This window comes from Methylocystis sp., from assembly GCF_051061285.1.
In the GTDB taxonomy this organism is placed as follows: domain Bacteria; phylum Pseudomonadota; class Alphaproteobacteria; order Rhizobiales; family Beijerinckiaceae; genus Methylocystis.
On the sequence record NZ_JBPFEA010000045.1, the window covers coordinates 54,503 to 77,235 of the forward strand.

Below are 22,733 nucleotides of genomic sequence, written 5' to 3' on the forward strand. Positions count from 1 at the left end.
CGACGGCTTTTGGCAGAGGGCCCGCAACACGAAAAACGACATGCTACGGCTTGTCGGGCGTATCGTAATGAGGGAGATAGCCGCGACTATGCCACCCTTATGCGGCCTGGAGGTCATCGACTTATCCCTGGACCGCGCGCCTCCAGGCGCGCAGCATCGAAAGATTATGGAACCCGCGAGCCAGGAGGGTCGCGGTCGATTTAGTCGCAGTCTTGGTCATCTTCACCCGCCGTCGGTTCCTCCAAGCAGATACGATAGCAAAATGCGCGTATCCGCCGCCCTTCCCCGCCTGGAGCGAGGCCGTTCTTTTGAGACCCCTTTTCGCGCCACAAAGGATTCCGTTTTGGGCCTTAGCGCTTTAGATTGGGGTTGATTCGTGTGCGGCGCGACAGGCGACGGACGGAGCCCTCCGTCTTCCTGTGGTTGGAGCCCATCCGCGTCCTGCGCTCGGCAGGCTGCGTCCGCGTTCTGCAAGAACCGTTTACGGCGTTGTTGTGATGAGCACCCGCAATTGACCGTGGAGACCGGCTTTCATGACGCGCCAATTCGATCGCTTGCAAGCGGAGTCGTCCTCGCAATGACGGGACGGCGGCGCGCGATCAACCATTCTGGCGCTCCTCCCTTTGCCGGCGCTTCCCTCGGGTCTTTGCTTCTATGGCTCGAGGCGACGCCGGCGCGCGCGGCTGGTTTCCTCGAGGATCTGGCGATCGATCCGCAGATCGTCAGCTTCGCCTTTAGCGGCGGACTGGCGATTTTCGCCGCGGCCATCGTCACGACGCATGTGCGCGAACGCGCCGCCTGGCGTCGCCGCGAAGCCGCCTTGAGACTCGAATTCGACGACGCTCGCGCCCAACTGGGGCGGGCGAAAACCTTCCTCGCATCCGAGCCGCAGATCTTCGTCGCCTGGACGGCGCCCGACGCCGAGCCCGATATCCATTCTTCGTCTTTGATCATGACCGGGGCTGTCGCCGCGCCGCGCCGCATATTGAGCTTTGGCGCCTGGCTTGCGCCCAAGGACGCTCAGGCGCTCGAAAGCGCCGTCGATCGTCTGCGCAAGAGCGGCGAAAGCTTCCGCTTGGCGCTTGCCGGCGTCGCCGGTCGGCATTTTGACGCCGACGGCCGAGCGGTTGGCGGCAGCGTGGTGTTGCGAATCCGCGAAGTCTCCGGCGACCGGTTGGAGCTCATCGGCCTTCGCGAGCGCTACGCGGCGGCGCAATCCGAGCTCTCCGGTCTGCGCGCGATGCTCCAGGCGCTGCCTGCGCCATTTTGGATACGCGACGACGCAGGCGAACTCGTCTTCGTCAACGACGCTTATGCGCAGGCGGTCGAAGCGAAGAACCCCGAGGACGCCCTCGCCCGCAAACTGGAGTTGCTCGACCAGTCGGCGCGTAGCGCCGCCGAGGAAGCGCGCGCCAAAAACAGCGTCTGGCGCGAGCGCGTCAACGCCGTCGTCGCGGGCGCGCGCCATCGGCTCGACGTCACACAGGCCTCCGCCGCAGGCGCCGCCGCCGCCATCGCGATCGATCGTCATGAGGTCGAGATGGTGCGCGCCGATCTTGAACAGCAGATGCAATCGCATGTGCGCACGCTCGATCAGCTGCCGACGGCGGTCGCGAGCTTCGATCGCGCGCGGCGCCTGATTTACAGCAACGACGCTTACGCCAAGCTGTGGCAGCTCGACCCGAGGTTCCTCGAACAACGGCCGACCGACGGACAGATTCTCGACCGTCTGCGCGCCGAGCAGCGCGTGCCCGTCGAATCGGATTACAGGGCGTGGAAGGAGCGGCTGTTCGAAGCCTATCGCTCGCCGGAGCCCATACGTCACACGTGGCATTTGCCGGATGGCCGCATCATCGACGTCGTCGCGCATCCCAATCCCAAAGGCGGCGTCACCTATCTTTATGACGACGCCACCAAGGCTTACGATCTCCAGACGCGCTTCAACGCGCTCGCCCGCATGCAGAGCGAAACGCTCGAGACGCTGCACGAGGGCGTGGCGGTTTTCGGTTCCGACGGGCGTTTGAAGTTCAGCAATCCCGCCTTCGCTCATCTGTGGCGGCTCGATCCCGAGCAGCTCACGAATCGGCCGCGCTTCGACGCGCTCGCCGCGAGATGTCGCGCGCTGCATGCCACAGAGGAGACATGGGCGGCGTTGCAGGGCTTCGTCACCGGCCTCAATGAAATGCGCGAAGGGTTCACCCGGCGCATCGAGCGCAGCGACGGCGTCGTCTTGGACTGTACGGCGCAATCATTGCTCGACGGCGCGGCGCTCCTCACCTTCGTCGACGTTTCCGCCGACGTGAATGTCGAGCGCGCGCTGACGGACCGCAACAAGGCGCTGCTCGCCGCCGAAAAGCTGCGCAATGACTTCATCCATCACGTCAGTTATGAGCTGCGCTCGCCGCTCAACAACATCAACGGCTTCGTGCATCTCCTCGGAGAGGACTCGACCGGCCCGCTCAATCCGCGCCAGCGCGAATATCTTGGCTATGTCAATAAATCCTCCGCGGCGCTGCTCGCCATCGTCGACGATATTCTCGATCTGGCGACCATCGACGAAGACGCGCTGGAGCTTGAAATTTCCGAGGTCGACGTCGAGGCGACGATGCGCGCGGCGATCGAAGGCGTGCAGGATCGGCTGGCCGAAAATTCGATCGACGTGCAGATCGTCGCCATGGACGATGTGGGAACGTTCCGCGGCGACGCCAAACGCGTGCGCCAGATCCTGTTCAATCTTCTTTCCAACGCCATTGGCTTCTCGCGGCCAGGGCAGACGGTGACGCTTGCCGTGTTGCGGCGCGAGACCGAAATCGTCTTCAAAGTCACCGATCGCGGCCGCGGCATTTCGCCGGAAATCCTCGAACGCATCTTCGATCGCTTTGAGTCGCATACTGCCGGTTCCCGCCACCGCGGCGTCGGGCTCGGCCTTTCCATCGTGCGCGCTTTGATGGAGCTTCATGGCGGCAGGGTCTTGATTGATTCCGCCCCTGGCGAAGGCACGACCGTGACCTGCATCTTTCCGGCGCATGCCGCGCATGAAGAGGCGCGTCTCCTCGCGGCGAGCGCTGGGGGCGCCGAATGAGCGAGGAGTCGGCGCCGAAAGTGGTCTGGCGCCTCGATGTCGCCAGCGAGGCCGAGACGATCGAACTGGCGCAAGAACTTTCGACGCTCATTCGCAACGGCGACGCCGTCATGCTTTCCGGCGATCTCGGCGCCGGCAAGACCACATTCGCGCGCGCGATGATCCGCGCTTTGGTCGAAGACCCGCGGCTTGAGGCGCCAAGCCCGACCTTCACGCTGATGCAAGTCTACGAGGGCGCAGGCAATCGCGTCGTCCACGCCGACTTCTATCGGCTGGACAAAACGGCGGAGCTCGAGGGATTAGGCTGGGAGGAGGCGACTGACGACGCGATCGTGCTCGTCGAATGGGCCGAACGTGCGCGCGAAGCGCTCTCGCCCGATTGTCTCGAAGTGCGACTGAGTTTCGTCGATGGCGATAATCGCGAGGCGCGTCGGCTCACCATTTCCGGCTATGGCGGCTTCGTGTCGCGCCTCGCCTCCTTCAAGGCGCTGCGCGAACTTCTGCGAAAGGCGGGCTGGGCCCACGCCAGGCGCTGCTTCCTGCAGGGCGACGCCTCGACGCGCGCCTATGAGCGGCTCGAAAAGGAAAATGGACAGCGCGCGATTCTGATGATCTCGCCGGCGCGGCCGGACGGGCCGCCGATCCGTTTCGGCAAATCCTATAGCGCCATCGCGCGCCTTGCTGAAAATGTCGTTCCTTTCGTCGCCTTGTCGCAAGCGCTGCGCGGAGTGGGCCTTTCCGCTCCCGAAGTCTACGCCAAGGATATCGACGCTGGTTTGCTCATCATCGAGGATCTTGGCGGCGAGGGCGTCGTCGATGGGAGCGGCCCGATCGTCGAGCGCTATCTCGAAGCGGCGGGCGCGCTCGCCTATCTTCACGCGCAGCGCCTGCCGGATGTGATCGCGGTCGAAGGCGGTGGCGATTACCGCATCCCGCCCTATGACCTCGACGCCTTGCTGATCGAAGTGGAATTGCTCGTCGACTGGTATCTCACGCGCCAGAAGGCGTCGGTCTCGTCCGGCGCCAAGGCCATCTTTCTCAATCTTTGGCGTCAGGCGCTTGTCGATGTCGCGAGCGCCGCGCCGACATGGACGCCGACATGGACTCTGAGGGACTATCACTCTCCCAATCTTTTGTGGCTCGCGCGGCGCAATGGTCTGGCGCGGATTGGCATCCTCGATTTCCAGGACTGTGTGCTCGGCCATCCCGCCTATGACGTCGCTTCGCTCGGGCAGGACGCCCGCGTCGACGTGCCCGACGATTTGGAGTTGAAGCTCCTCGCCCATTACGCCAAACTGCGGCGCGACGCCGACTCCGCATTCGACATGGCCGCTTTCGCCAAGGCTTATGCGATTCTGGCGGCGCAGCGCGCGACAAAGATCCTGGGGATTTTCGCGCGGCTGGATCAGCGCGACGGCAAGCCGCAATATCTCGCGCATCTGCCGCGCGTTGAATCCTATCTCAAGAAGAGCCTCCGCCATCCGGCGCTGGCCGATGTCAGGGCGTGGTATGAAGCCAACATCCCCGGCTTGTTTCGCGACGCCTGAGAGCCGAGCGCTTGCGCCTGCGCCGAGCGTCGCCATGGTGTTCGCCGCCGGGCTCGGCGCGCGCATGCGGCCGATCACCGATAAGACGCCGAAGCCGCTCGTTTCCATCGCCGGCCGCACGCTGATCGATCGGGCGCTCGATGAATTCGAAAACGCTGGCGTCGAACGGGCCATCGTCAACGTCCATCATCTCGCCGATCAGATCGAGTCGCACCTCGCGACGCGCGCCTGTCCGCGCATCGTGATTTCTGATGAGCGCGCGCTGCTGCTGGATCAAGGCGGCGGGATCAAGAAAGCGCTTCCGCTCATCGGAGACGATCCATTTTTCGTCTGCAACACCGACGCGTTCTGGATCGACGCGGCGCGCTCCAATGTCCGAACGCTTGCGGAAGCCTTCGACCCCGAGATGATGGACGCGGCGCTGCTGCTCGCGCCGACATCGGGAAGCGTCGGAGTCGACTGGGGCGGCGATTTCGATCTGGATGCTGAAGGGCGCATTATTCGCCGCGATGGCCAGAAACCTTATGTGTATACCGGCGTGGGCGTCATGAAGCCGCAGCTCTTCGCCGGCGTCGCGGATGATGTCTTCAAGCTCGCGCCCTTCTTCTTCGAAGCCGCGCGCAAGGGACGGCTCTATGGCGTCGTCTCCAGCGGCCTCTGGCTGCATGTCGGCACGGTCGCAGCGATCGCCGAAGCCGAGCGTGCGATCGCCGTGCGCCGGAGCTGAGCGCGATGCTCGCTCGTCGCCGCAATCTTTTCACCATCGCGCCTGGCGCGCCGTTTCTGAAGACGTTCGTTTCGGCCCTGCTCGACGGCGAGATTGTTCCCGCCCTCTCGCGCGACACGCCGCCGTTGACGATGGCGCGCGCCACGATCTATGTGCCGACCCAGCGCGCGGCGCGGGCGCTCGCGGCCGAATTCGCGCAAGCGCTGGATCGGCGCGCGACGCTGCTGCCGCGCATTCTGCCGCTCGGCGCTCTGGAGGAGCGCGAGAACGCCGCTCTGTTCGCCGGAGACTTTGACGTCGAGATTGATGCATCCCTCGCCGCGCCGATCGAAGAGCTGGAACGACGCCTGCTGCTGTCGCAGCTCATTCTGCAATGGGCGGAAGCGATTGGGCGCGCGCTCATCTCGGTCGATACGAGCGGCGCGCCGAATCTGCATGAGAGCGAACCGCTTCTCGTCGCATCGACGCCGTCGGCCGCCTATGCGCTGGCCGCCGAACTCGGCGCCCTCATCGACGAATTGCACATCGAAGATGTTTCGGTCGAAGGCTTCGATACTTTGAGCGACGACGCCTACAGCGATTTCTGGGCGATCACGACGAAATTTCTGCAGATCGCCTTGCGCGAATGGCCGCAAATTCTCGCGGACCGGGAACGGATCGACGCCTGCGCCTATCAGAAACGCCTCGTTGAAGCGCAGATCGCCGAGCTTGCCGGCACGCCGCCGACCGCGCCGGTGATCGCGCTCGGCTCCACCGGCGCGCAGCCGACGACCACGCGGCTGCTCGCCGCCATCGCCGGGCTCGAAAATGGCGCCGTGGTCCTGCCGGGGCTCGATCAGATCATGAGCGCGGACGTCTGGGCGAGCGTGGGTTGGACGGATCAAAGCCGAGAGCCGACCTTTACCCATCCGCAGATGATGTTGAAACGCTTGCTCGCCGCCATGGGCGGGGCGCGCGACGAGCCGCGCGAACTCGCGCGCTTGACCCCGACGCTCGCCGCTCGCCGCGCATTTGTCTCGCAAGCGATGGCGCCTGCTGACGCGACGTCGGCGTGGCGCGATTATCAGGCTGCGCAGAGCGGCGGCTTCGCACGGGCGCTCGAAGGCGTCATCGCGCTGGAAGCGCCGGACGAGCGGCTCGAAGCTTTGACGCTTGCGCTCTTCATGCGCGAGGCGCTGGAGACGCCCGGCCGAACGGCGGCGCTCGTTACGCCGGACCGGCTCGTCGCGCGGCGCGTCGCCGCCGAGTTGCGACGCTTCGACATTGAGATCGACGATTCGGGCGGCATGCCGCTCGCAAGAACATCCATCGGCGCGCTGGCGCGGCTCGTCGCGACGATCGGATCGGATCGCGCCGGCGCCGTGAACGTCGCCGCGCTGCTCGCCCATCCGCTGACCGGGCTCGGACTTTCACGCGCGCGCGTCGCATCGCTCGCGTCGCCAATCGAGATCGGGGTGCTGCGCACATTCGCGCAGCCTGACGGCGGTTGGGCGGCGCGGGTCCCGCCGGCGCGCGAATTGGCGCGCGCGCCGCATGCGCATCCGGCGGCGCGCCGCATCAGCGATGAGGAGTGGCGCGCGATCGAAGACGCGCTTGCGCGTATTGACGTCGCTTTCTCGCCCTTCGCCGCGCTGACGCCAACGGCGTCGCTGTCGGACCGCGCGCGCGCGCACCGCGGCGCGCTTGAAGCGGTGATCGCCGGCGCCGACGACGCTGATGAAGAAGGCGCGTCGGCGCTGTTCGAACTCCTCGATCGGCTCGCGCACGCTGAGGCGCCGGCAGGCTTTGACGCGCAAAACTACGCCGCGCTCTTCGACCGCGTCGCCGCCGAGACCATGCTGCGCGGCCCAAGACGCGCCCATCCGCGCTTGAAGATTCTCGGTCCTTTGGAAGCGCGGCTCATCGAAGCCGACCTCGTCCTGCTCGCCGGACTGGACGAAGGCGTATGGCCGCCGCAGACGGACACCGGCGCCTTTCTCAATCGCTCGATGCGCGCCCAACTCGGCTTGATGGCGCCGGAGCGACGTATCGGCCAAAGCGCACATGACTTCATCATGGCTTTGGGCGCAGAGCGCGTCGTGCTGAGCCGCGCCATCAAGCGTAATGGCGCGCCAACCGTTCCGTCCCGCTTCATTGCGCGCCTGTCGGCGCTTGCCGGCGATGCGTTTGACGACTGCAGGAAACGCGGCGACGCGATGCTCGCGATCGCCGCGGCGCTCGATCGCCCAGAAACGACGATTGCGATCGAGCGGCCGCAGCCGCGCCCACCCGCGGCGCTGCGCCCGCGACGGTTGAGCGTCACCCGCGTCGAGCGCCTGCGGCGCGACCCTTACGCGATCTTCGCCGAATATATTCTTCGACTCACGCCGCTGCCGCCGATCGGCGCGGAAGCCGGCGCGCGCGAAATTGGCGTCGCGATCCATGAAGCGCTTGCGGCGTTCGTTGCGCGCCATTCGCGCGGCGCGCTTCCCTCTGGCGCCCGCGACATTCTCCGCGATCTCGCGCGCGGGAAACTCGATGGCTTCATGGCCGATCCCGCTTTCGTGAGTTTCCAATGGCCGCGTATCGAAGCGGGGCTCGATCATGCGTTCAGCTTCGAACAGGAGCGGCGCGCTTTAGACTGCGACATCCATGTCGAAACGCGCGGCGAGATCGCGCTCGCGCTCACCGACGGAACGACCTTTCGCCTGACCGCGATCGCCGATCGCATCGAGGTGGATCGCGAGGGGCAAGCCTATGTCTTCGACTATAAGACGGGCGCGCCGCCGTCCAAGAAGCAGGTCAAGGCCGGCTGGTCGCCGCAGCTGACCTTGGAGGCGGCGATGATCGAGGCCGGCGCTTTCGAAAAAATCGGCCCGCGGCCAGTTTCCGGCGCCGCCTATATCGGCTTGCGAAAGGGCGGCGAGACTCACTGGCTCGAATGGAAAGACGCGCGCTTCGCCGACGTCGTCACGGCGCATCGCGCGCAGCTCGAAGAGCTGCTGTCGCAGTTTTCCAGTGAATCGACGCCTTATGCGTCGCGGCCGCATCCGGCTTTTATGAGCGATATCGGCGACTATGACCATCTGGCGCGCGTCAAGGAATGGATGCGCGGCGGCGGAGAGACGGCATGAGCGAGCGTCCCGTTGGCGCGCTGACGATCCGGCGCCAGCAAACGGCGTCAGATCCGTTCACGTCCGCTTGGGTGTCGGCGCATGCCGGCTCCGGGAAAACCCATGTGCTCGCGCAGCGCGTTTTGCGGTTGCTGCTTGCCGGCGCGCGGCCGTCGCAGATTCTCTGCCTCACTTATACGAAGGCGGCCGCCGCCAACATGGGTTCGCGCGTTTTCGAGGCGCTCGCGCGCTGGGCGACGCTCGACGATTCGGCGCTGGCCAATGAAATCGCTCAGATGGGCGCGACCGTCGAGTCGCGCATCGATCTTGATTTCGCCCGGCGGCTTTTCGCGCGCGCCGTCGAAACGCCTGGCGGCCTCAAGATCCAGACCATCCACGCCTTTTGTGAAAAGCTGCTGCATATCTTTCCCTTTGAAGCCAATGTTCCGGCATCCTTCCGCGTCGTCGACGATCTGGAGCGCGCGGAGCTGATGGACGCGGCGCGCCGGCGCGCGCTCGAGGCCGCCACGCGAGACAGCGGATCGTTGCGAAAAGCGCTGGAGCTTGTCGCAAGCGAGACGACGGCTGCGGGATTCGACGCGCTCTGCGAGGAATTGCTGCATCACCGTCAAGAAATCGCGCGCATGCGCGAGCAAGGCGACTATGAGGCGCGTGTCTTTGCCGCGCTTGGTTTGACGACAGATGAAACGCTGGCGCGGATCGAAGCGGCGATGATCGAGGACGGCGAGCCGCCGTCCGCGTGGCCGGCGCTCGCCAAAATGCTGCGCGGTGGTTCGACCAATGACGGCAAACTCGCCGATTCGCTCGACTCGGCTTTTGTGCTCGCCCCGCAACCGGACTGTATCGAAAGCTATCTCGCGGCCTTTTTCACTAAGGACGGCGATCCGCGCGGCCTGGGAAAAACAAAAATCATCACCGGCCCGCTCGCCAAGCGCGAACCGCAGCTTCTTGCGCGCATGGAGGCCGAGCGCGACAGACTCGTCACGCTCATCGAAAAGCGCAAGGCCGCGGCCACGGCCGAACGCTCGCTGGCGCAGCATGTTCTCGGCGACGCCATCTTAAGCGAATATGAGCATGCCAAGAGACGTCGGGGACTACTCGACTATGACGATTTGATCGAGGGCGCGCGCCGCCTGCTGCATCGTTCGAGCCCCTCCTGGGTGCTCTATAAGCTCGACGCGCAGATTGACCACATCCTGCTCGATGAGGCGCAGGATACGAGTTCGGCGCAGTGGGATATATTGGCGGCGATCGCTGACGAATTTTGCGCAGGCGCCGGCGCGCGCGAAGCCAAGCGCGGTCCGCCGCGCAGTTTTTTTGCGGTCGGCGACGAGAAGCAATCGATCTTTTCCTTTCAAGGCGCGGCGCCCGAAAGATTCGACGAGATGCGGCACGAATTTGGCCGAAGATTCGAAGGCGTCAAACGCCGCTTCGAATTGGTGACGCTCACGCAATCCTTCCGCTCTTCGCCCGGCGTCTTGCAAGCGGTCGACGACATTTTCGCGATTGAAGAGAATCGCCTCGGCCTGTGCAGCGATTCTCAGGAGCCGGCGCCAAGGCATGAGGCGTGGAAATACGACGTCGCCGCTCTCGTCGAAATCTGGGAGCCGATCGGCGCGGAAAAAGCGCAGGACCCGAGCGATTGGCGCCTGCCGCTCGACTATGTCGACGCGAGCGACCCCAATGAGCGTCTGGCGGAAAAACTGGCGCGCAAGGTCAGGGCGCTGCTTGCGTCTCAGAACGGCGAATGCGTCGAAGACGGCGGCGCGCTGCGTCCCGTCGAGGCCGGCGATATATTGATTCTCGTGCGCAAGCGTGGTCCGCTCTTCGAGGCGATCATTCGCGCTTTGAAAAACGAACATGTTCCCGTCGCCGGCGCCGATCGGCTGAATCTCGCCGACCACATCGCCGTCCACGATCTCATCGCGCTTGGACGCGCCGCGCTGTTGCCGCAAGACGATCTGACGCTGGCGAGCGTCCTGAAGTCGCCGTTCTTCGGCTTCGACGATGATGATCTCATCGCGCTCGCGCCCGGCCGTCGCGCGTCACTGATCGAAGCGCTTGAGCAGTTCGAAGACGCGCGCTGCCGGGAGGCCGCGGCGCGGCTGCGACGCTTGCGGCGCGATGCTGCGGCTCTGGCGCCGTTCGATTTTTACAGCAGCGTTCTCGGCCCTGGGGGCGGACGCGCGCAGCTCATGGCGAGACTGGGCGGCGAAGCCGAGGACGCGATCGACGAATTCTTAAAGCTCGCCGCGAGTTTCGAGCGCGAACAGCCGCCGTCGCTGACGGCCTTTCTGGCGATGGCCGAGTCGCTCGATCTTTCGATCAAGCGCGATATGGAATCGGCCGGCGGGGCCGTGCGGGTGATGACCGCTCATGCGGCGAAGGGTCTGGAGGCGAAGATCGTTTTTCTGCCCGACACCTGCGGCGCGTCCGCCGGCAAGCACGATCCGAAGCTCTACGCGCTCGGCGAGGCTGACGAAGCGGCTCTCCTCTGGTCGGTCGGCAAGGACAGCGACCCGGTCGCCCTCCAGCAGGCGCGCGAGGCGCATCGGCGCGGCGAGCGCGAGGAAAGTCAGCGCCTGCTCTATGTCGCGCTGACCCGCGCCGAGGAGCGGCTGTATATTTGCGGCGCTCATGGCGTCAGCGGTCGCGCCGACGGCTGCTGGTACGACGCCATACGCGACGCGCTCGAATCGCGCTGCGAGACTTTGCCCGACCCGCTCGATGCGACATCGACGATTCTGCGCCGCGGCGCGGTTCCGCCGCGCTTCGATCTTTCGAGAAGAGCCCCGCCGGCCGTCGCCGTGGACATTCCGGCCTTCGCCAAGACCAAGGCGCGCCCTGAAGTTGCGCCGTCGCCGCCGCTGCGTCCCTCGAGCGCGCTCGCTGGCGCGGACCTCATCGCCAATGGCGCGGACGGCGTGGCTGCGCGCCGAGGCGAAGCGGAACGTCTGCTGAACGGCCGTTTGGTCCATGCGCTGTTGCAGCATCTGCCGGACTGCGCGACCGAACATCGGCAAAGCGTCGCGCGGCGCTTTCTTTCGGCGCGCGGCGGCTTTCTGGACGAAGACAGACGAGAGGCGCTGGCGCAGTCGGCGCTTGCGATCCTCGCCGACCCGCGTCTTGCGCCGCTCTTTGGCCCAGACTCGACTCCTGAGGTCGACATCGTCGCGACGCTCGAAAACGGGGCCGTCGTCTCCGGCCGCATCGACCGGCTCGCCGAAACCGCGGCCGAAGCGCTCATCGCCGAATTCAAGACAGGACGGCCGCGCGCCAAGCTCGAAGACGCGCATGTGCGCCAGCTCGCGCTCTATCGCGCCGCTGTCGCCTCGCTCTTTCCTGGCAAGCGGCTGCGCTGCTTTTTGATCTATACGCAGAACGCCAGCGTGCTCGAAGCCGATGAATCGGCGCTTGCGAACGCGCTTCAACGCGCGCTGGCCTAGATCCGGCGGCGCTGAGGCTAGAGCAGGTCCCGAAAAAGTTGATAGACTTTTTCGATGAGAACCTGCTCCAGCATTTTGATTTTGAGCGATTCCTTATTGATCACATGATTCGATGTGATCGGGAGGCGCACTAAGCCGGCTGATCGGGTCCGACGCGGCGGCGCCAGAATTCCAGCAACAACGGGCTGAGCGCCATGACGATGGGGCCAAGGACGATGCCCGAAGCGCCGAACAATTGAAGGCCGCCAAGCATGGCGATGAAGGCTGGCACCGTATGTAGCCGCATGCTGTCGCCGATGAGCAGCGGTCGAACCAGATTGTCGATGCTGGAGATCACCACGCCGCCCCATAGCCCGAGAATCATGGCTTCAACCCAACGGTGCTCGATTAAGAGGTAAATCGTCGCCGGGATCCAGATGACGAAAGAGCCGAGCACCGGCACGATCGAGATAAGCCCCATGATCAACCCCCACAGCACCGGCGAATTGAAATCCAGCACCCAGAACATGAATCCGCCAAGCAGGCCTTGCAGCGCCGCCACCGCCAGCGTGCCAAAGAGGATTGCACGGATCGTATCGCGCACGCGCACGATGATCTTGCCGGTTTCGAGATTGGAGAAGGGCGACAGTCGCGCGAGCGTCTGCAGCGCCACGGCTCGGTCGCGCAGGAAAAAGAACAGCAGATAGAAGGCGAGGAGAGTGGTGACGATCTGACCGGTTGACGCGCGCAGAAAGTTCGCTGCGATATTGGTGACAAAGGCGCCAAGCTGCGAGAACGTCGCTTGCAGATCGAATCTGCGCGCGATCCAGCTTTGGAATCCGCCGAGCCAAGGATGCGCGTCGAGCATCGTTTGCCAGTCGCCTTGCTGCGCTGCTTTCTGGACATAGTCGACGCCTGCGGCGGCCTCGCTGACGAGCCGTTCGATCACAAGCAGCAGCGGTCCAACGATGACCAGGCCGACGAACAGCATGGAGACGCCGGCCGCAACGGAGGGCGGCAGGAAGCGCTCCAGCAGGCGATGCGGCCCAATGAACACAACCGCGAGCACAAGCGCCCAGGTGAGCGCCGGCAGAAATGGCGCAGAGATCAGAATCGTGGCGGAAATAAACGCGAGCGTGACGGCGAGTCTGGCGAGAACAAAGACGTCGATTGAAAGGTTCTGATCCTGTTCGACGAGCGCCGCCGCTTCAAGCTCCTCGTTCATGTCCGCCTCTGTCGCTGCATTCAGCCTATAGACAGGGCGGGACGCGGGCTCGGCAAGGCGTGCGAGCGCGCTCGCTCCTCTACAAAGAAAATTTGCACAAAGAAAATTTGCGCGTCCGCGACGGCGCGCCGATAGCGTTAGTGAATTGGCTCGGCCGTTTCCGCGCCCTAAAAAAAGGGCGGCTTCGAGAAGCCGCCCGGTGAATGTCTTATTCTCCGCCGTTCGCCGCGGCGGCTTCGGCCTTTTCCTTGGCCTCGAGGTCTTCGCCGGTCTCCTGGTCGACAACGCGCATCGAGAGGCGGACCTTGCCGCGGTCATCGAAGCCGAGGAGTTTGACCTTCACGCGGTCGCCTTCCTTCACGACGTCGGTCGTCTTGTTCACGCGCTGCTTGGAGAGCTGCGAGATGTGAACGAGCCCGTCCTTGGCGCCGAAGAAGTTGACGAAGGCGCCAAAGTCCGCGGTTTTCACCACCGTGCCCTCGTAGATCAAGCCGACCTCGGGATCAGAGGCGATGGACTTGATCCAGTTGATCGCCGCCTTGATCGAATTGCCGTCCGAGGAGGCGACCTTCACCGTGCCGTCGTCCTCGATGTTGATCTTGGCGCCGGTCTTCTCGACGATCTCGCGGATGACCTTGCCGCCCGAGCCGATCACGTCGCGGATCTTGTCGGTGGGGATCTTCATCGTTTCGATGCGCGGCGCGAATTCGCCGAGCTCGGCGCGCGAAGCCGTGATCGCCTTCGCCATTTCGCCGAGAATATGCAGGCGGCCGTCCTTCGCCTGAGCGAGCGCGACCTTCATGATTTCCTCGGTGATGCCGGCGATCTTGATGTCCATCTGTAGCGACGTCACGCCATTGGACGTGCCCGCGACCTTGAAATCCATGTCGCCGAGATGATCCTCGTCGCCCAGAATATCCGAGAGCACGGCGAAACGTTCGCCTTCGAGGATGAGGCCCATGGCGATGCCGGCCGTCGGCGCCTTGATCGGCACGCCGGCGTCCATCAGCGCCAGAGACGTGCCGCAGACCGTCGCCATCGAGGACGAGCCATTCGACTCGGTGATCTCGGAGACGACGCGCAGCGTGTAGGGGAACTCGGCCGCGGCCGGCAGCATCGGCCTGAGCGCGCGCCAAGCGAGCTTGCCATGGCCGATTTCGCGACGGCCGGGCGAGCCCATGCGGCCGGTCTCGCCGACGCTATAGGGCGGGAAATTGTAATGAAGCAGGAAGCGCTCCTTGTAGGTGCCCTCGAGCGAATCGACATATTGCTCGTCTTCGCCGGTTCCGAGAGTCGCCACGACAAGGGCCTGGGTCTCGCCGCGGGTGAAGAGCGCCGAGCCATGCGCGCGCGGCAGCACGCCGACTTCGGAAACGATCGGGCGCACGGTCTTCACGTCACGGCCGTCGATGCGCACGCCGGTGTCGAGAACGTTCCAGCGCACGACCTTGGCCTGCAACGCTTTGAAGGCTTCGCCGACGTGCTCCTTGGTGAATTTCGCTTCGCCGCCTTCCGGAAACAGCGCGGCCATCACCTTCGCCTTCACCGCGTCAACGGCGGCGTAGCGCTCCTGCTTGACAGTGTGCTTATAGGCTTCGCGCAGTTCAGCTTCGGCGATCTGGGCGACGGCGTTGGCGACCTCTGTCGTGTCGGCGATGACGAGGTCGCGCGGATCCTTGGCGGCGCGCTCGGCAAGGCGGATGATGGCGTCGATCACCGGCTGGAAGCCGCGATGGCCTAGCATGACCGCTTCCAGCATGGTCTCCTCGGAGAGCTCCTTGGCTTCCGACTCGACCATCAACACGGCGTCCTGCGTGCCGGCGACGATGAGATCGAGCTCGGAAAGCTTCATCTCCTCGATCGTCGGATTGAGTTTGAGCTGACCGTTGATGCAGCCGACGCGCGCGCCGCCGACGGGTCCCATGAAAGGGATGCCGGAAAGCGTCAGCGCCGCCGACGCCGCGACCAAGGCGAGAATGTCGGGATCGTTTTCGAGGTCGTGCGACAGCACGGTCAGGATCAACTGGGTGTCATTGCGGTATCCGTCGGGGAAGAGCGGGCGGATCGGCCGGTCGATGAGTCGGGAGATCAACGTCTCGCGCTCGGAAGGACGGCCCTCGCGTTTGAAATAGCCGCCCGGAATGCGGCCTGCGGCGAAGGCTTTTTCCTGATAGTTGACGGTAAGCGGGAAAAAGTCCTGACCCGGCTTTGGCGCCTTGGCGGAAACCACTGTCGCGAGCACGGTCGTCTCGCCCCAACTCGCCATCACGGCGCCGTCGGCCTGCCGGGCGACCTTGCCGGTCTCGAGCACGAGCTTACGCCCGGCCCAATCGAGTTCTTCGCGGTGAATCTGGAACATGCGGGTCTTTCTCTGATGAACCTGCGGTTCGTCATGAGCAAGACGGCGAGAAGCTGCGGCAGCGGTGTTTCTTAAAAGCGTCGACGCAGCGTCCGGCGATCCTGCCATGACTTTACGCGTTGGTCGTGGCGAGCGCCCCTCTGGACGCCCATCTTGGGGAAAGCGGCGCACCGTCGCGCCGCTTTCGCTCAGCTGGTTAGCGGCGGATGCCGAGCCGCTCGATCAGGCTCTTGTAGCGCGGTTCGTCCCGCACCTTCACATAGTCGAGAAGCTGGCGGCGCTGGGAAACGAGCTTCAGGAGCCCGCGACGCGAGTGATTGTCTTTCGCATGCGTCTTGAAGTGTTCGGTCAGATTGGTGATTCGTTCGGTGAGAATCGCCACCTGCACCTCGGGCGAGCCCGTGTCGTTCGCCTTGGTGGAATATTCCTTGATGAGCGACTGCTTGCGCTCCGCCGTGATCGACATCGGATGGTCCTTGTTTTTCGGGGGTGATCCGCGCTCCGCGGCCAAGGCCGGGATGTCGTCCAGCAGGGTCGCGCGAAAACGGAGCCGCCCCGGCGGACCGGGGCGTGCGGGGGCGTTATAGCAGAAATGCAGGAGATGGATAGGGGCCTACGCCTTCTCCAGCGCCTCCAATCGCTGTCCCAGGACGCCGAGATCGTAAATCACACAGCAATTATGGAATTGTCCCTTCGATCTGGCACATTGTCTTTCGCTCGTGAAAGCTTCTGACGCCGAAATCCATCGGTCTCGAGCTGATCGAGGCGCGAAACTTCCTGCAACTGTTCAGTTTGGCCTTTCTCGCCGAGCGGCGGCTTGCGCGCGTCATGCATCTTGTTCCCCGAAAGCCTCATTCTTAGGCCGTGTGCGCGCGCGCAAAGCGCGCGCGGTTTAGGGGGCTCACGATCGCGCCGTTAGACGCTGGGGCCGCCTCCGCGCCCGCTTGACGAGAGCCTTGATGAACCGCATCGCTTGCTATTGTTTGCCGCTTGTCGTCGCGAGCGGCGTCACGCCCGCCGCCGCGCAGGACATCTCCTCCGCTTACACAAAGCTCGACGTGCGCCACGACTGCAGGCGCCGGCCTGGAAAAGCGGTAGAGGACTATGGCGACTGGCGCTGCAAGGGCTATGCGGGCATGCCCATGTGGCTCGGGGCGGGCGATCAGCGCATGTATGTCAGCTTCGGATCCAAGGCCAAGGATGAACCGGCGGCGGAACAGACGCTCGCGTGGTTCAACGATTTCTATAAGGGCGTCGTCGAATGGCGGCTCGCCAATGGCAGGCCCTTCGCCACGATCATGCGCTGGAACGTGAAACGCGCCGCCGAGATGGAGCACCGTGAGGTCCGAGGCCGCGCCTTGGTCGTCACGCGCCTGCCGCCGGGCGCCGTCCGCCATGTCGGCTACGTCGATGCGCTCGCCAACCCAAACGCCAATGAACTGGCGCGCGAGATCGCCGACAAACACGCCCGCGACTTCGCCTACGGCAAGGACAGGCCCATCGTCCTCGGCAAGATCACGCCAGGCGAGGATTTCTTCAGCACAACGCCTTAGACCGCTTCCCGATCACATCCAAATGTTGGAGCAGGTTCTCATCGAAAAAGTCTGTCAACTTTTTCGGAGCCTGCTCTAGGCGCCTTTGTCGGGCTGGAGCATTTGGGCGTCGCCGCGCAGCATGCGGGTGATGAAGGCGCGCGCCGCGGGCTTGTCGCTTCTCGAAGTAAGTCCCGACAGCAATCCAAGCCCGCCGCCAAGCGTTATGCCGGCAAGCGCGCAGAGCGCATAGATTTCGATGCGATTGGGCGATCCCGCCGCGGCCAAGGCGCTGAACAGGCCCACCGCGCCGCCGCAGAGCGCGACGAGCGCTTCGCGATCGCCCGCGCGCGACCAAAAGGCCAGGACAAGCGACGGCGCGAGGCAGGCCGCGGACACGGCGAGCGCCGCCGCGACGAGCGCGCCTGGCGTGAAGACGCCGGTGACGGCGGTCACGTAAGCCAGAGTCGATACGATCACGAGCGTGACGCGATTGACGGCGAGACGCCGGCTCGTCAGGTCGATCTCGCCGCGCAGCCGGTAGAGCGCGTCATGGCCGAAGGCTGTCGCGCAGGCTTGCAGGCCCGCCGTGGCGAGCGCCAGGCCGATGGCGACAAGCGCTGAGGCGATGAGCCCCGAAGACGCCGCGCCGAGCTCCGCCGTCTGCGGCAGCGCGCCGAGCAGGACGTCGCCGTCGATCGGGCGAATCTCCGCCGCCGCGAGCGGCGCGCCGGGCGCGTATCCCTTCGCCGCGCAGGCGCGCTGAGCCTCTGACGGCCCGCGCACGTAATAGCCGCAGACGCTGACAAGTCCGCGCTCGCTCGCCTGATAAATTGCTTGCGGCAGACGTTCCGGCGGCCGCCCCGCCGTGGCGCGGGCGAGCGACAGCGCCGAAGCGGCGATCGCCGCCGCCGCCAGCAAGGCGATGACGACGGTCCAGAAGAGGGCGGCGACCCCGGCGCGCCGCGCGCTTCGTCCGTCCCCGGTCGCCACCGAGGCCGCGAGCACGGGCGCGAGCGTCGCGATCCCCAGCGCCACGGCGACGGTCGAGGCGAATTCGACAGGAAGGGCCATGGGCGCCGGCGTCACCCCCCAGCTCTCCAGCAGTTTCGCGGCCTCGGTGGAGGCGGCGCCGCCAAAAATCAGCCCGTTCGGCAGAGCGTCATGGAGACTGAGCGCGGCGATGGGCCAGCCGAAGCCCAGCGTCGCCACGCCAGCGGCCGCCGCCGCCGCCCACATGACGCCCGAAAGTCCGCCCGGACCGGCGATGATCAGGCTCGCCGCGGCGATCAGAAACGCCGCGAAGGCCCGGTTGGCGCCGGTGAGTTCGACAAGCGCGTTCACCGCGATCAGGCCGCCGGCGGCGGCAAGCAGCGTCGAAGACAGCGCCACCGCGCCGATGAAGCCGACGCGCGTGGCGGCGCTCGTAAAACGCGCGCACAGAAGCTCGGAAATCGAAAAAACGCCGGTTTTGCGGAGTAGCGGGCCGACATAAAGCCCCGCCGCGGCGAGTCCGATGAAGACGCCGGCGACGGCGCCTACAGCCCAGCTGCCTCCCGCAAGCCGTGCGCCGAAAGGCAGCATCAGGGCAATTACGATGGCGGCGTTGGCGAAGCCGGCGTAGGCGGCGGGCAATGCGCGGCCGGCGGTGTAATAGACCGATGCGCGCATCGAATGCAGAAGGAAGCCGAGCGTGGCGAGGCCGAGGATGGTGAAATAGGGCGGCGCCGCGCCGACGAAGCGCTCCGGCGCGCCGACGCGGTCGAGAAGCGCCGCAAAGGCGTAAGCCAGGAGAAAGCTCGCGGCCACGAAGGCGATGCGGGCGTCAAGATTGGCTCTTTCGAGCGCCGCCTGCTCGGTCGACCGATCGCTCATCCTTGCCCTCGTTCAATCAGAAACGACGCGACTCTAGATGAGGACGTCTCGCCGGCCAAGATGGCGCGCGCGGCTCCGCCGCTAGAGCGCTTATCGATCACATGGAATCATGTGATCGATAAGGAATCGCTCAAAATCGAAATGTTGGAGCAGGTTCTCATCGAAAAAGTCCGTCAACTTTTTCGGAACCTGCTCTAAGCGATCGACGTCGCATAGGTCAGGATGTAGCGGCTCATTCTTTCTTTGAGACCGCCGAACGCCATGCCCATGCGGTTATAGCCGATCGCGGCGGGAATCGCCGCGGCGAGCCCATAGGCCGTCGCGGCGAGCGCATCCGCGATGCCGGGGGCGACGACCGCCAGACTCGTGTCTTGAGTTTGCGCGATCCCCGAGAAGCTCGACATAATGCCCCAAACCGTGCCGAACAGGCCGACAAAGGGGCCCGCCGAGGCGACGATGGCCAGAACCGGGAGCCCGCCTTCGGCGTCGAGCATGAATTCGCGCGCGGCGCGGTTCATCTGCTGCAGGACTCGTTCGCGCTTTTGGTGAATGGTTTCGTTGGGCAATTCAGCTTGCGACGCTTCGCGCGCGGCCTCGGCGATCGGCCAAAGGACGCCAATGTCGCCGCCGGCGCGCGCGCGATCCAGCGCCTTCGCGAGACGCCGCAGCACAAAAACGCCGTCGATGATGAGCACCCAGGTCCAGACCGCCGCGGCGAGAAGCAGCGCCATGACCAGTTTACTGACAGGTCCGGCATAAAGGAACATGCCGAACGGCGACATTGGAGCAAATTCCATTTCGGAGCCCTCCCGCGGCCTCGCGACGTCAAACCCTATTGAAACGTGATGCCCTGCCGAGCGTATACCGGCGCGCAACTCGCCGGCCCGCGCGAAGAGGCGACGATGCGCCGCGCCATCGCCGCATGCGCGGCGCTTCCGCCCGAAACCGAAATGCCCGAGAGACCGCCGCCGGCGTTCACATAGAAAGTGACGACGACTGATCCCGCTCCGAGGCTCGTCGCAGCGGGCGTATGGCCGCGGATTGACGCCGCGATCTGGGCAAGACAGGTCGCCTGGGCGCCGCCCGAATCGCCGCCCCCTCCGGGCAATCCGTAGCGGCCGGCGACCCGCGCTCTGCCCACGCCTTGGCCTGTTCCGCCGGGGAGCCCATAGCGCCGATCGGTCTGGTCGGCGCGGCGGCCGTCGTTTACAGCCGCCACTCGTCGCGCCCGGGTTTTTTGTTCGGCTTGCTTGGACTTCTCGTTCTTGGGCTTCTCGACCTTTTGTTTTTTCTCCGCCTTCACTTTTCTCTCCGGCGCCTGAATCTCGTCGGGCTCCATGATCAGCGGGGGCGCCGGCTCATCGGCGATCAGCTCGTCCATTCCCTCGTCGGTGAGCGAAGCTTCTTCAAGCGGCAGCGGGTCTTCCAGCGAATCTCCTTCAGGCGCGGGGTCGCCCGCCTCCAGAGACACGCCTTCCGGAATGAGGTCCGCGCCGATGCCGCCCAGATCGACGATCGTTTGCGGCCAATAAATCCCTGAGGCGAAGAAGGCGAGGAATATCCCCACGACCGCAGCGGTCGAGGCGGGATGCAGCCAACGGGGCCTGAGCAGGGGCCGCTTTTCGAATTGCGCGCTCGCGTTCGAGCGCGTCGTCATATTATTCATTTGTGAAGCGCTCCGCCGCCGATGCGCCTAAAATCGTTTGGCATCATAGGCGCGTGAAACGGCGCGCTTCAAGCCGTGGCGGAGCGGGTGCGGCTTTGTGTGGCGCCTCAGCTAGATCAGTTTAAAATTGGACGGCTCCAAAAAACTGTGGCCCGAATCGGCTTCGGCTTGAAAGTGCGCCATCAAACCGATGATCAGCACGATTGCGCCCGTCCGTCAGCCGAAAACTCGGCAATTGGGGAGCAGCTTCTCATAAACAACTTACTCTCCGAACTGAATCGCTTGCGCGTCGGTTCCGGCGCAATCCGCGAGAGCGTCGTGCGTGAGGCCTTCAAAGATTTGTTGTAGTCTTGGGCGAAGCAGCATGAGCTCGTCTGCATTCCTGAGTTTGAATATAAGAAGCCCGCCAAGGAGCGCCGTTACGTCGAGGAGCGTTGCTTTACTCGCTTCGTCTCCCGCTCGGGTATTGGGAGGCCAAGGACGAAAGCTACGACCTTGACATGGAAATGGAGAAAATGACGTGCACCGGCTATCCGCGGTTCGTTAGTTTCCAGAGACGACGGAGAAAATTATTGAGCTATATAGAAGAGCAACGATCCGCGCCCCCGCTATTACGAGTCGTTTCGAATAAGGATCGGTATTGGCCTGAGATAGACGGCTTGCGGACAATTGCCGTCATGTCAGTTTTTATTTTTCATCTCGATGCCCGGCTGCTTGGAGGCGGATTCGTTGGCGTCGACATATTTTTCGTCATTTCTGGATACTTGATCACAAATCTCCTTGTAAAGGATATTGAAGGCGGGAAATTTTCGATTTTGCGCTTCTATCAAAGACGCATCGCACGGATCGCGCCAGCCGCGCTTCTGGTCGTAGCGATCACGATGATCGGAGGGTTTTTCTTATATTCCGCCCAAGACTTTGCATCGCTTGGCGCTGCTGGTCTTGCCGCCACGTTGTCTTTCATCAACATAAAGCTGCTGTTTCAAGGCAGCTACTTCAAGATATCGCCTGACGCCCAGCCTCTCATTCACTATTGGTCATTGGCCGTCGAAGAGCAGTTCTACGTCGTATTTCCACTACTGCTATACTGCGTGATGCGTCTAACCCGGCATTCCCTCGCGGTGTTGTCGCTGTGCTTTGCCCTGAGCTTTGCCGCTTGCGTTTTTTTTACTCCGGTCGCACCGATTGCCTCCTTCTATCTGCTGCCTACCCGCGCGTGGGAACTTCTCGCGGGCTCGTGCCTCGCCATTGCAAGAAGGCAATACCCGAAATTCCCCGACAGAAATTCATCGCTCTATCTTGTCACAGGGCTGATCTTTATTTTGCTCTCCTTCGTTCTTGTCCGGAGCGAAGGCTTCCCCGGTTGGATCGCCATGCTACCGGTTGTGGGATCGACGGTTCTGTTGGCGGGGATAGGTACCTCTCATCGCGGAGCAATCCATCGAAGCCTCGCTCACCCAGTCATGGTTTTCATCGGCAAGCGATCTTATTCACTATACCTTTGGCATTGGCCGACGTTCTCTTTTGTTGATTACTACTTTTATCTGAGCAGTCCGGCCGTTGGTCTGGTATTGAAGATCGTCATCTCTGGCGCGGCGACCATCCTCACCTATCATTTTGTTGAACGACCGATGCGGTCTTGGCTAAACAAACCTCAACGCCGAGTCGCAACGTTTGGCGCATTCGCCGTCGCGGCGATGATGCTCGGCATCGCTGGATATGTCATTCGATCCAATTATTATCTGACCGCCGAATCTCGCAACGTCGCTACAGGCGGCATTTCTGTTAATCCCGAAGGGCGAGGCTGGGTCGTCGTGATTGGTGACAGTCAAGGCGCAATGTATGGGTTTGAATTGGCCTCGCTTGCGCGCACGCTTGGCTTTCGCCTTAATGTTCTTAGCGCCGCAGCTGGAAACGAACTGCCGGGAGAGCCTGACACGCTGTGGCCGAAGGTCTCCCAGTTTTTAGGGGATAGTAAGCCAGATATCGTGGTTCTTGCCCAGGCATGGTCGTCAAAGCTTGGCGAAGACGGCGAAAGTCATTTCGGCGATGCCATGGCGGCGCTGACGGATAGAGCGGCCCAAATTATTGTGCTGACGCAACCTCCGGAGCCGCCACCTGAGGTATCGCGTCACGCAATCCTGGCTGGCGCGCGACCGCCTTTTTTGAAGACCCTGTGACC

At 63.9% G+C, this 22,733-nt stretch carries 14 protein-coding genes; 8 read left to right on the forward strand and 6 right to left on the reverse strand.

Features of this window, described 5'->3' with window-relative positions; all coding sequences use genetic code 11:
- The first annotated feature begins 577 nt into the window (after window positions 1-577).
- The 5 genes from ACR65T_RS15695 to addA are packed head-to-tail and all read left to right on the forward strand — an operon-like array spanning window position 578 to window position 11,915.
- Window positions 578-3,082, forward strand: coding sequence for an ATP-binding protein (locus tag ACR65T_RS15695; protein WP_434497369.1), 2,505 nt, complete (start codon window positions 578-580; stop codon window positions 3,080-3,082).
- Window positions 3,079-4,629: a tRNA (adenosine(37)-N6)-threonylcarbamoyltransferase complex ATPase subunit type 1 TsaE gene (tsaE, locus tag ACR65T_RS15700; RefSeq protein ID WP_434497370.1), complete on the forward strand. Its 1,551-nt coding sequence runs from the start codon at window positions 3,079-3,081 to the stop codon at window positions 4,627-4,629. Before ACR65T_RS15695 ends, tsaE begins: the two co-directional genes overlap by 4 nt.
- Before the next feature lie 34 nt (window positions 4,630-4,663).
- Window positions 4,664-5,356, forward strand: a complete 693-nt coding sequence (locus tag ACR65T_RS15705) for a nucleotidyltransferase family protein (RefSeq protein ID WP_434497489.1) — start codon at window positions 4,664-4,666, stop codon at window positions 5,354-5,356.
- Window positions 5,357-5,361: 5 nt separating this feature from the next.
- Window positions 5,362-8,469 carry a double-strand break repair protein AddB gene (addB, locus tag ACR65T_RS15710; RefSeq protein WP_434497371.1) on the forward strand — a complete coding sequence of 1,036 codons (3,108 nt, stop codon included), beginning with the start codon at window positions 5,362-5,364 and terminating at the stop codon, window positions 8,467-8,469.
- On the forward strand, window positions 8,466-11,915 hold the full coding sequence (addA, locus tag ACR65T_RS15715; protein ID WP_434497372.1) for a double-strand break repair helicase AddA: 3,450 nt from the start codon (window positions 8,466-8,468) through the stop codon (window positions 11,913-11,915). Before addB ends, addA begins: the two co-directional genes overlap by 4 nt.
- A 130-nt stretch (window positions 11,916-12,045) precedes the next feature.
- On the opposite strand, the gene ACR65T_RS15720 is transcribed toward addA, so the two are convergent.
- The 3 genes from ACR65T_RS15720 to rpsO form a co-directional block, all read right to left on the reverse strand.
- Window positions 12,046-13,119, reverse strand: coding sequence for an AI-2E family transporter (locus ACR65T_RS15720; RefSeq protein WP_434497373.1), 1,074 nt, complete (start codon window positions 13,117-13,119; stop codon window positions 12,046-12,048).
- A 208-nt stretch (window positions 13,120-13,327) separates the two neighbouring features.
- Complete coding sequence (gene pnp, locus ACR65T_RS15725) at window positions 13,328-15,478, reverse strand: polyribonucleotide nucleotidyltransferase (RefSeq protein WP_434497374.1); 2,151 nt, start codon at window positions 15,476-15,478, stop codon at window positions 13,328-13,330.
- A 196-nt stretch (window positions 15,479-15,674) separates the two neighbouring features.
- Entirely contained in the window at window positions 15,675-15,944 is a 270-nt protein-coding gene (gene rpsO / locus ACR65T_RS15730; protein ID WP_018406993.1) for a 30S ribosomal protein S15, read from the reverse strand.
- Between the two features lie 493 nt (window positions 15,945-16,437).
- Between rpsO and ACR65T_RS15735 the strand changes: the two genes are divergently transcribed.
- Window positions 16,438-17,031, forward strand: coding sequence for a hypothetical protein (locus tag ACR65T_RS15735; protein ID WP_434497375.1), 594 nt, complete (start codon window positions 16,438-16,440; stop codon window positions 17,029-17,031).
- Between the two features lie 75 nt (window positions 17,032-17,106).
- Here ACR65T_RS15735 and ACR65T_RS15740 read toward each other — a convergent pair whose 3' ends face one another.
- From ACR65T_RS15740 to ACR65T_RS15750, 3 genes are all read right to left on the reverse strand, one after another.
- Window positions 17,107-18,885, reverse strand: a complete 1,779-nt coding sequence (locus ACR65T_RS15740) for a sodium:solute symporter (protein WP_434497377.1) — start codon at window positions 18,883-18,885, stop codon at window positions 17,107-17,109.
- Between the two features lie 194 nt (window positions 18,886-19,079).
- Window positions 19,080-19,682: a MotA/TolQ/ExbB proton channel family protein gene (locus ACR65T_RS15745; RefSeq protein WP_434497378.1), complete on the reverse strand. Its 603-nt coding sequence runs from the start codon at window positions 19,680-19,682 to the stop codon at window positions 19,080-19,082.
- A 35-nt stretch (window positions 19,683-19,717) separates the two neighbouring features.
- Window positions 19,718-20,551: a hypothetical protein gene (locus ACR65T_RS15750; protein WP_434497379.1), complete on the reverse strand. Its 834-nt coding sequence runs from the start codon at window positions 20,549-20,551 to the stop codon at window positions 19,718-19,720.
- 75 nt (window positions 20,552-20,626) lie between these two features.
- Here ACR65T_RS15750 and ACR65T_RS15755 point away from each other — a divergent pair, with 75 nt between their 5' ends.
- Both ACR65T_RS15755 and ACR65T_RS15760 read left to right on the forward strand, forming a co-directional pair.
- A complete protein-coding gene (locus tag ACR65T_RS15755) occupies window positions 20,627-20,899 on the forward strand; it encodes a hypothetical protein (RefSeq protein ID WP_434497380.1) in 273 nt (90 codons plus the stop codon).
- 224 nt (window positions 20,900-21,123) lie between these two features.
- On the forward strand, window positions 21,124-22,731 hold the full coding sequence (locus ACR65T_RS15760) for an acyltransferase family protein (RefSeq protein WP_434497381.1): 1,608 nt from the start codon (window positions 21,124-21,126) through the stop codon (window positions 22,729-22,731).
- The last annotated feature ends 2 nt before the right edge of the window (window positions 22,732-22,733 follow it).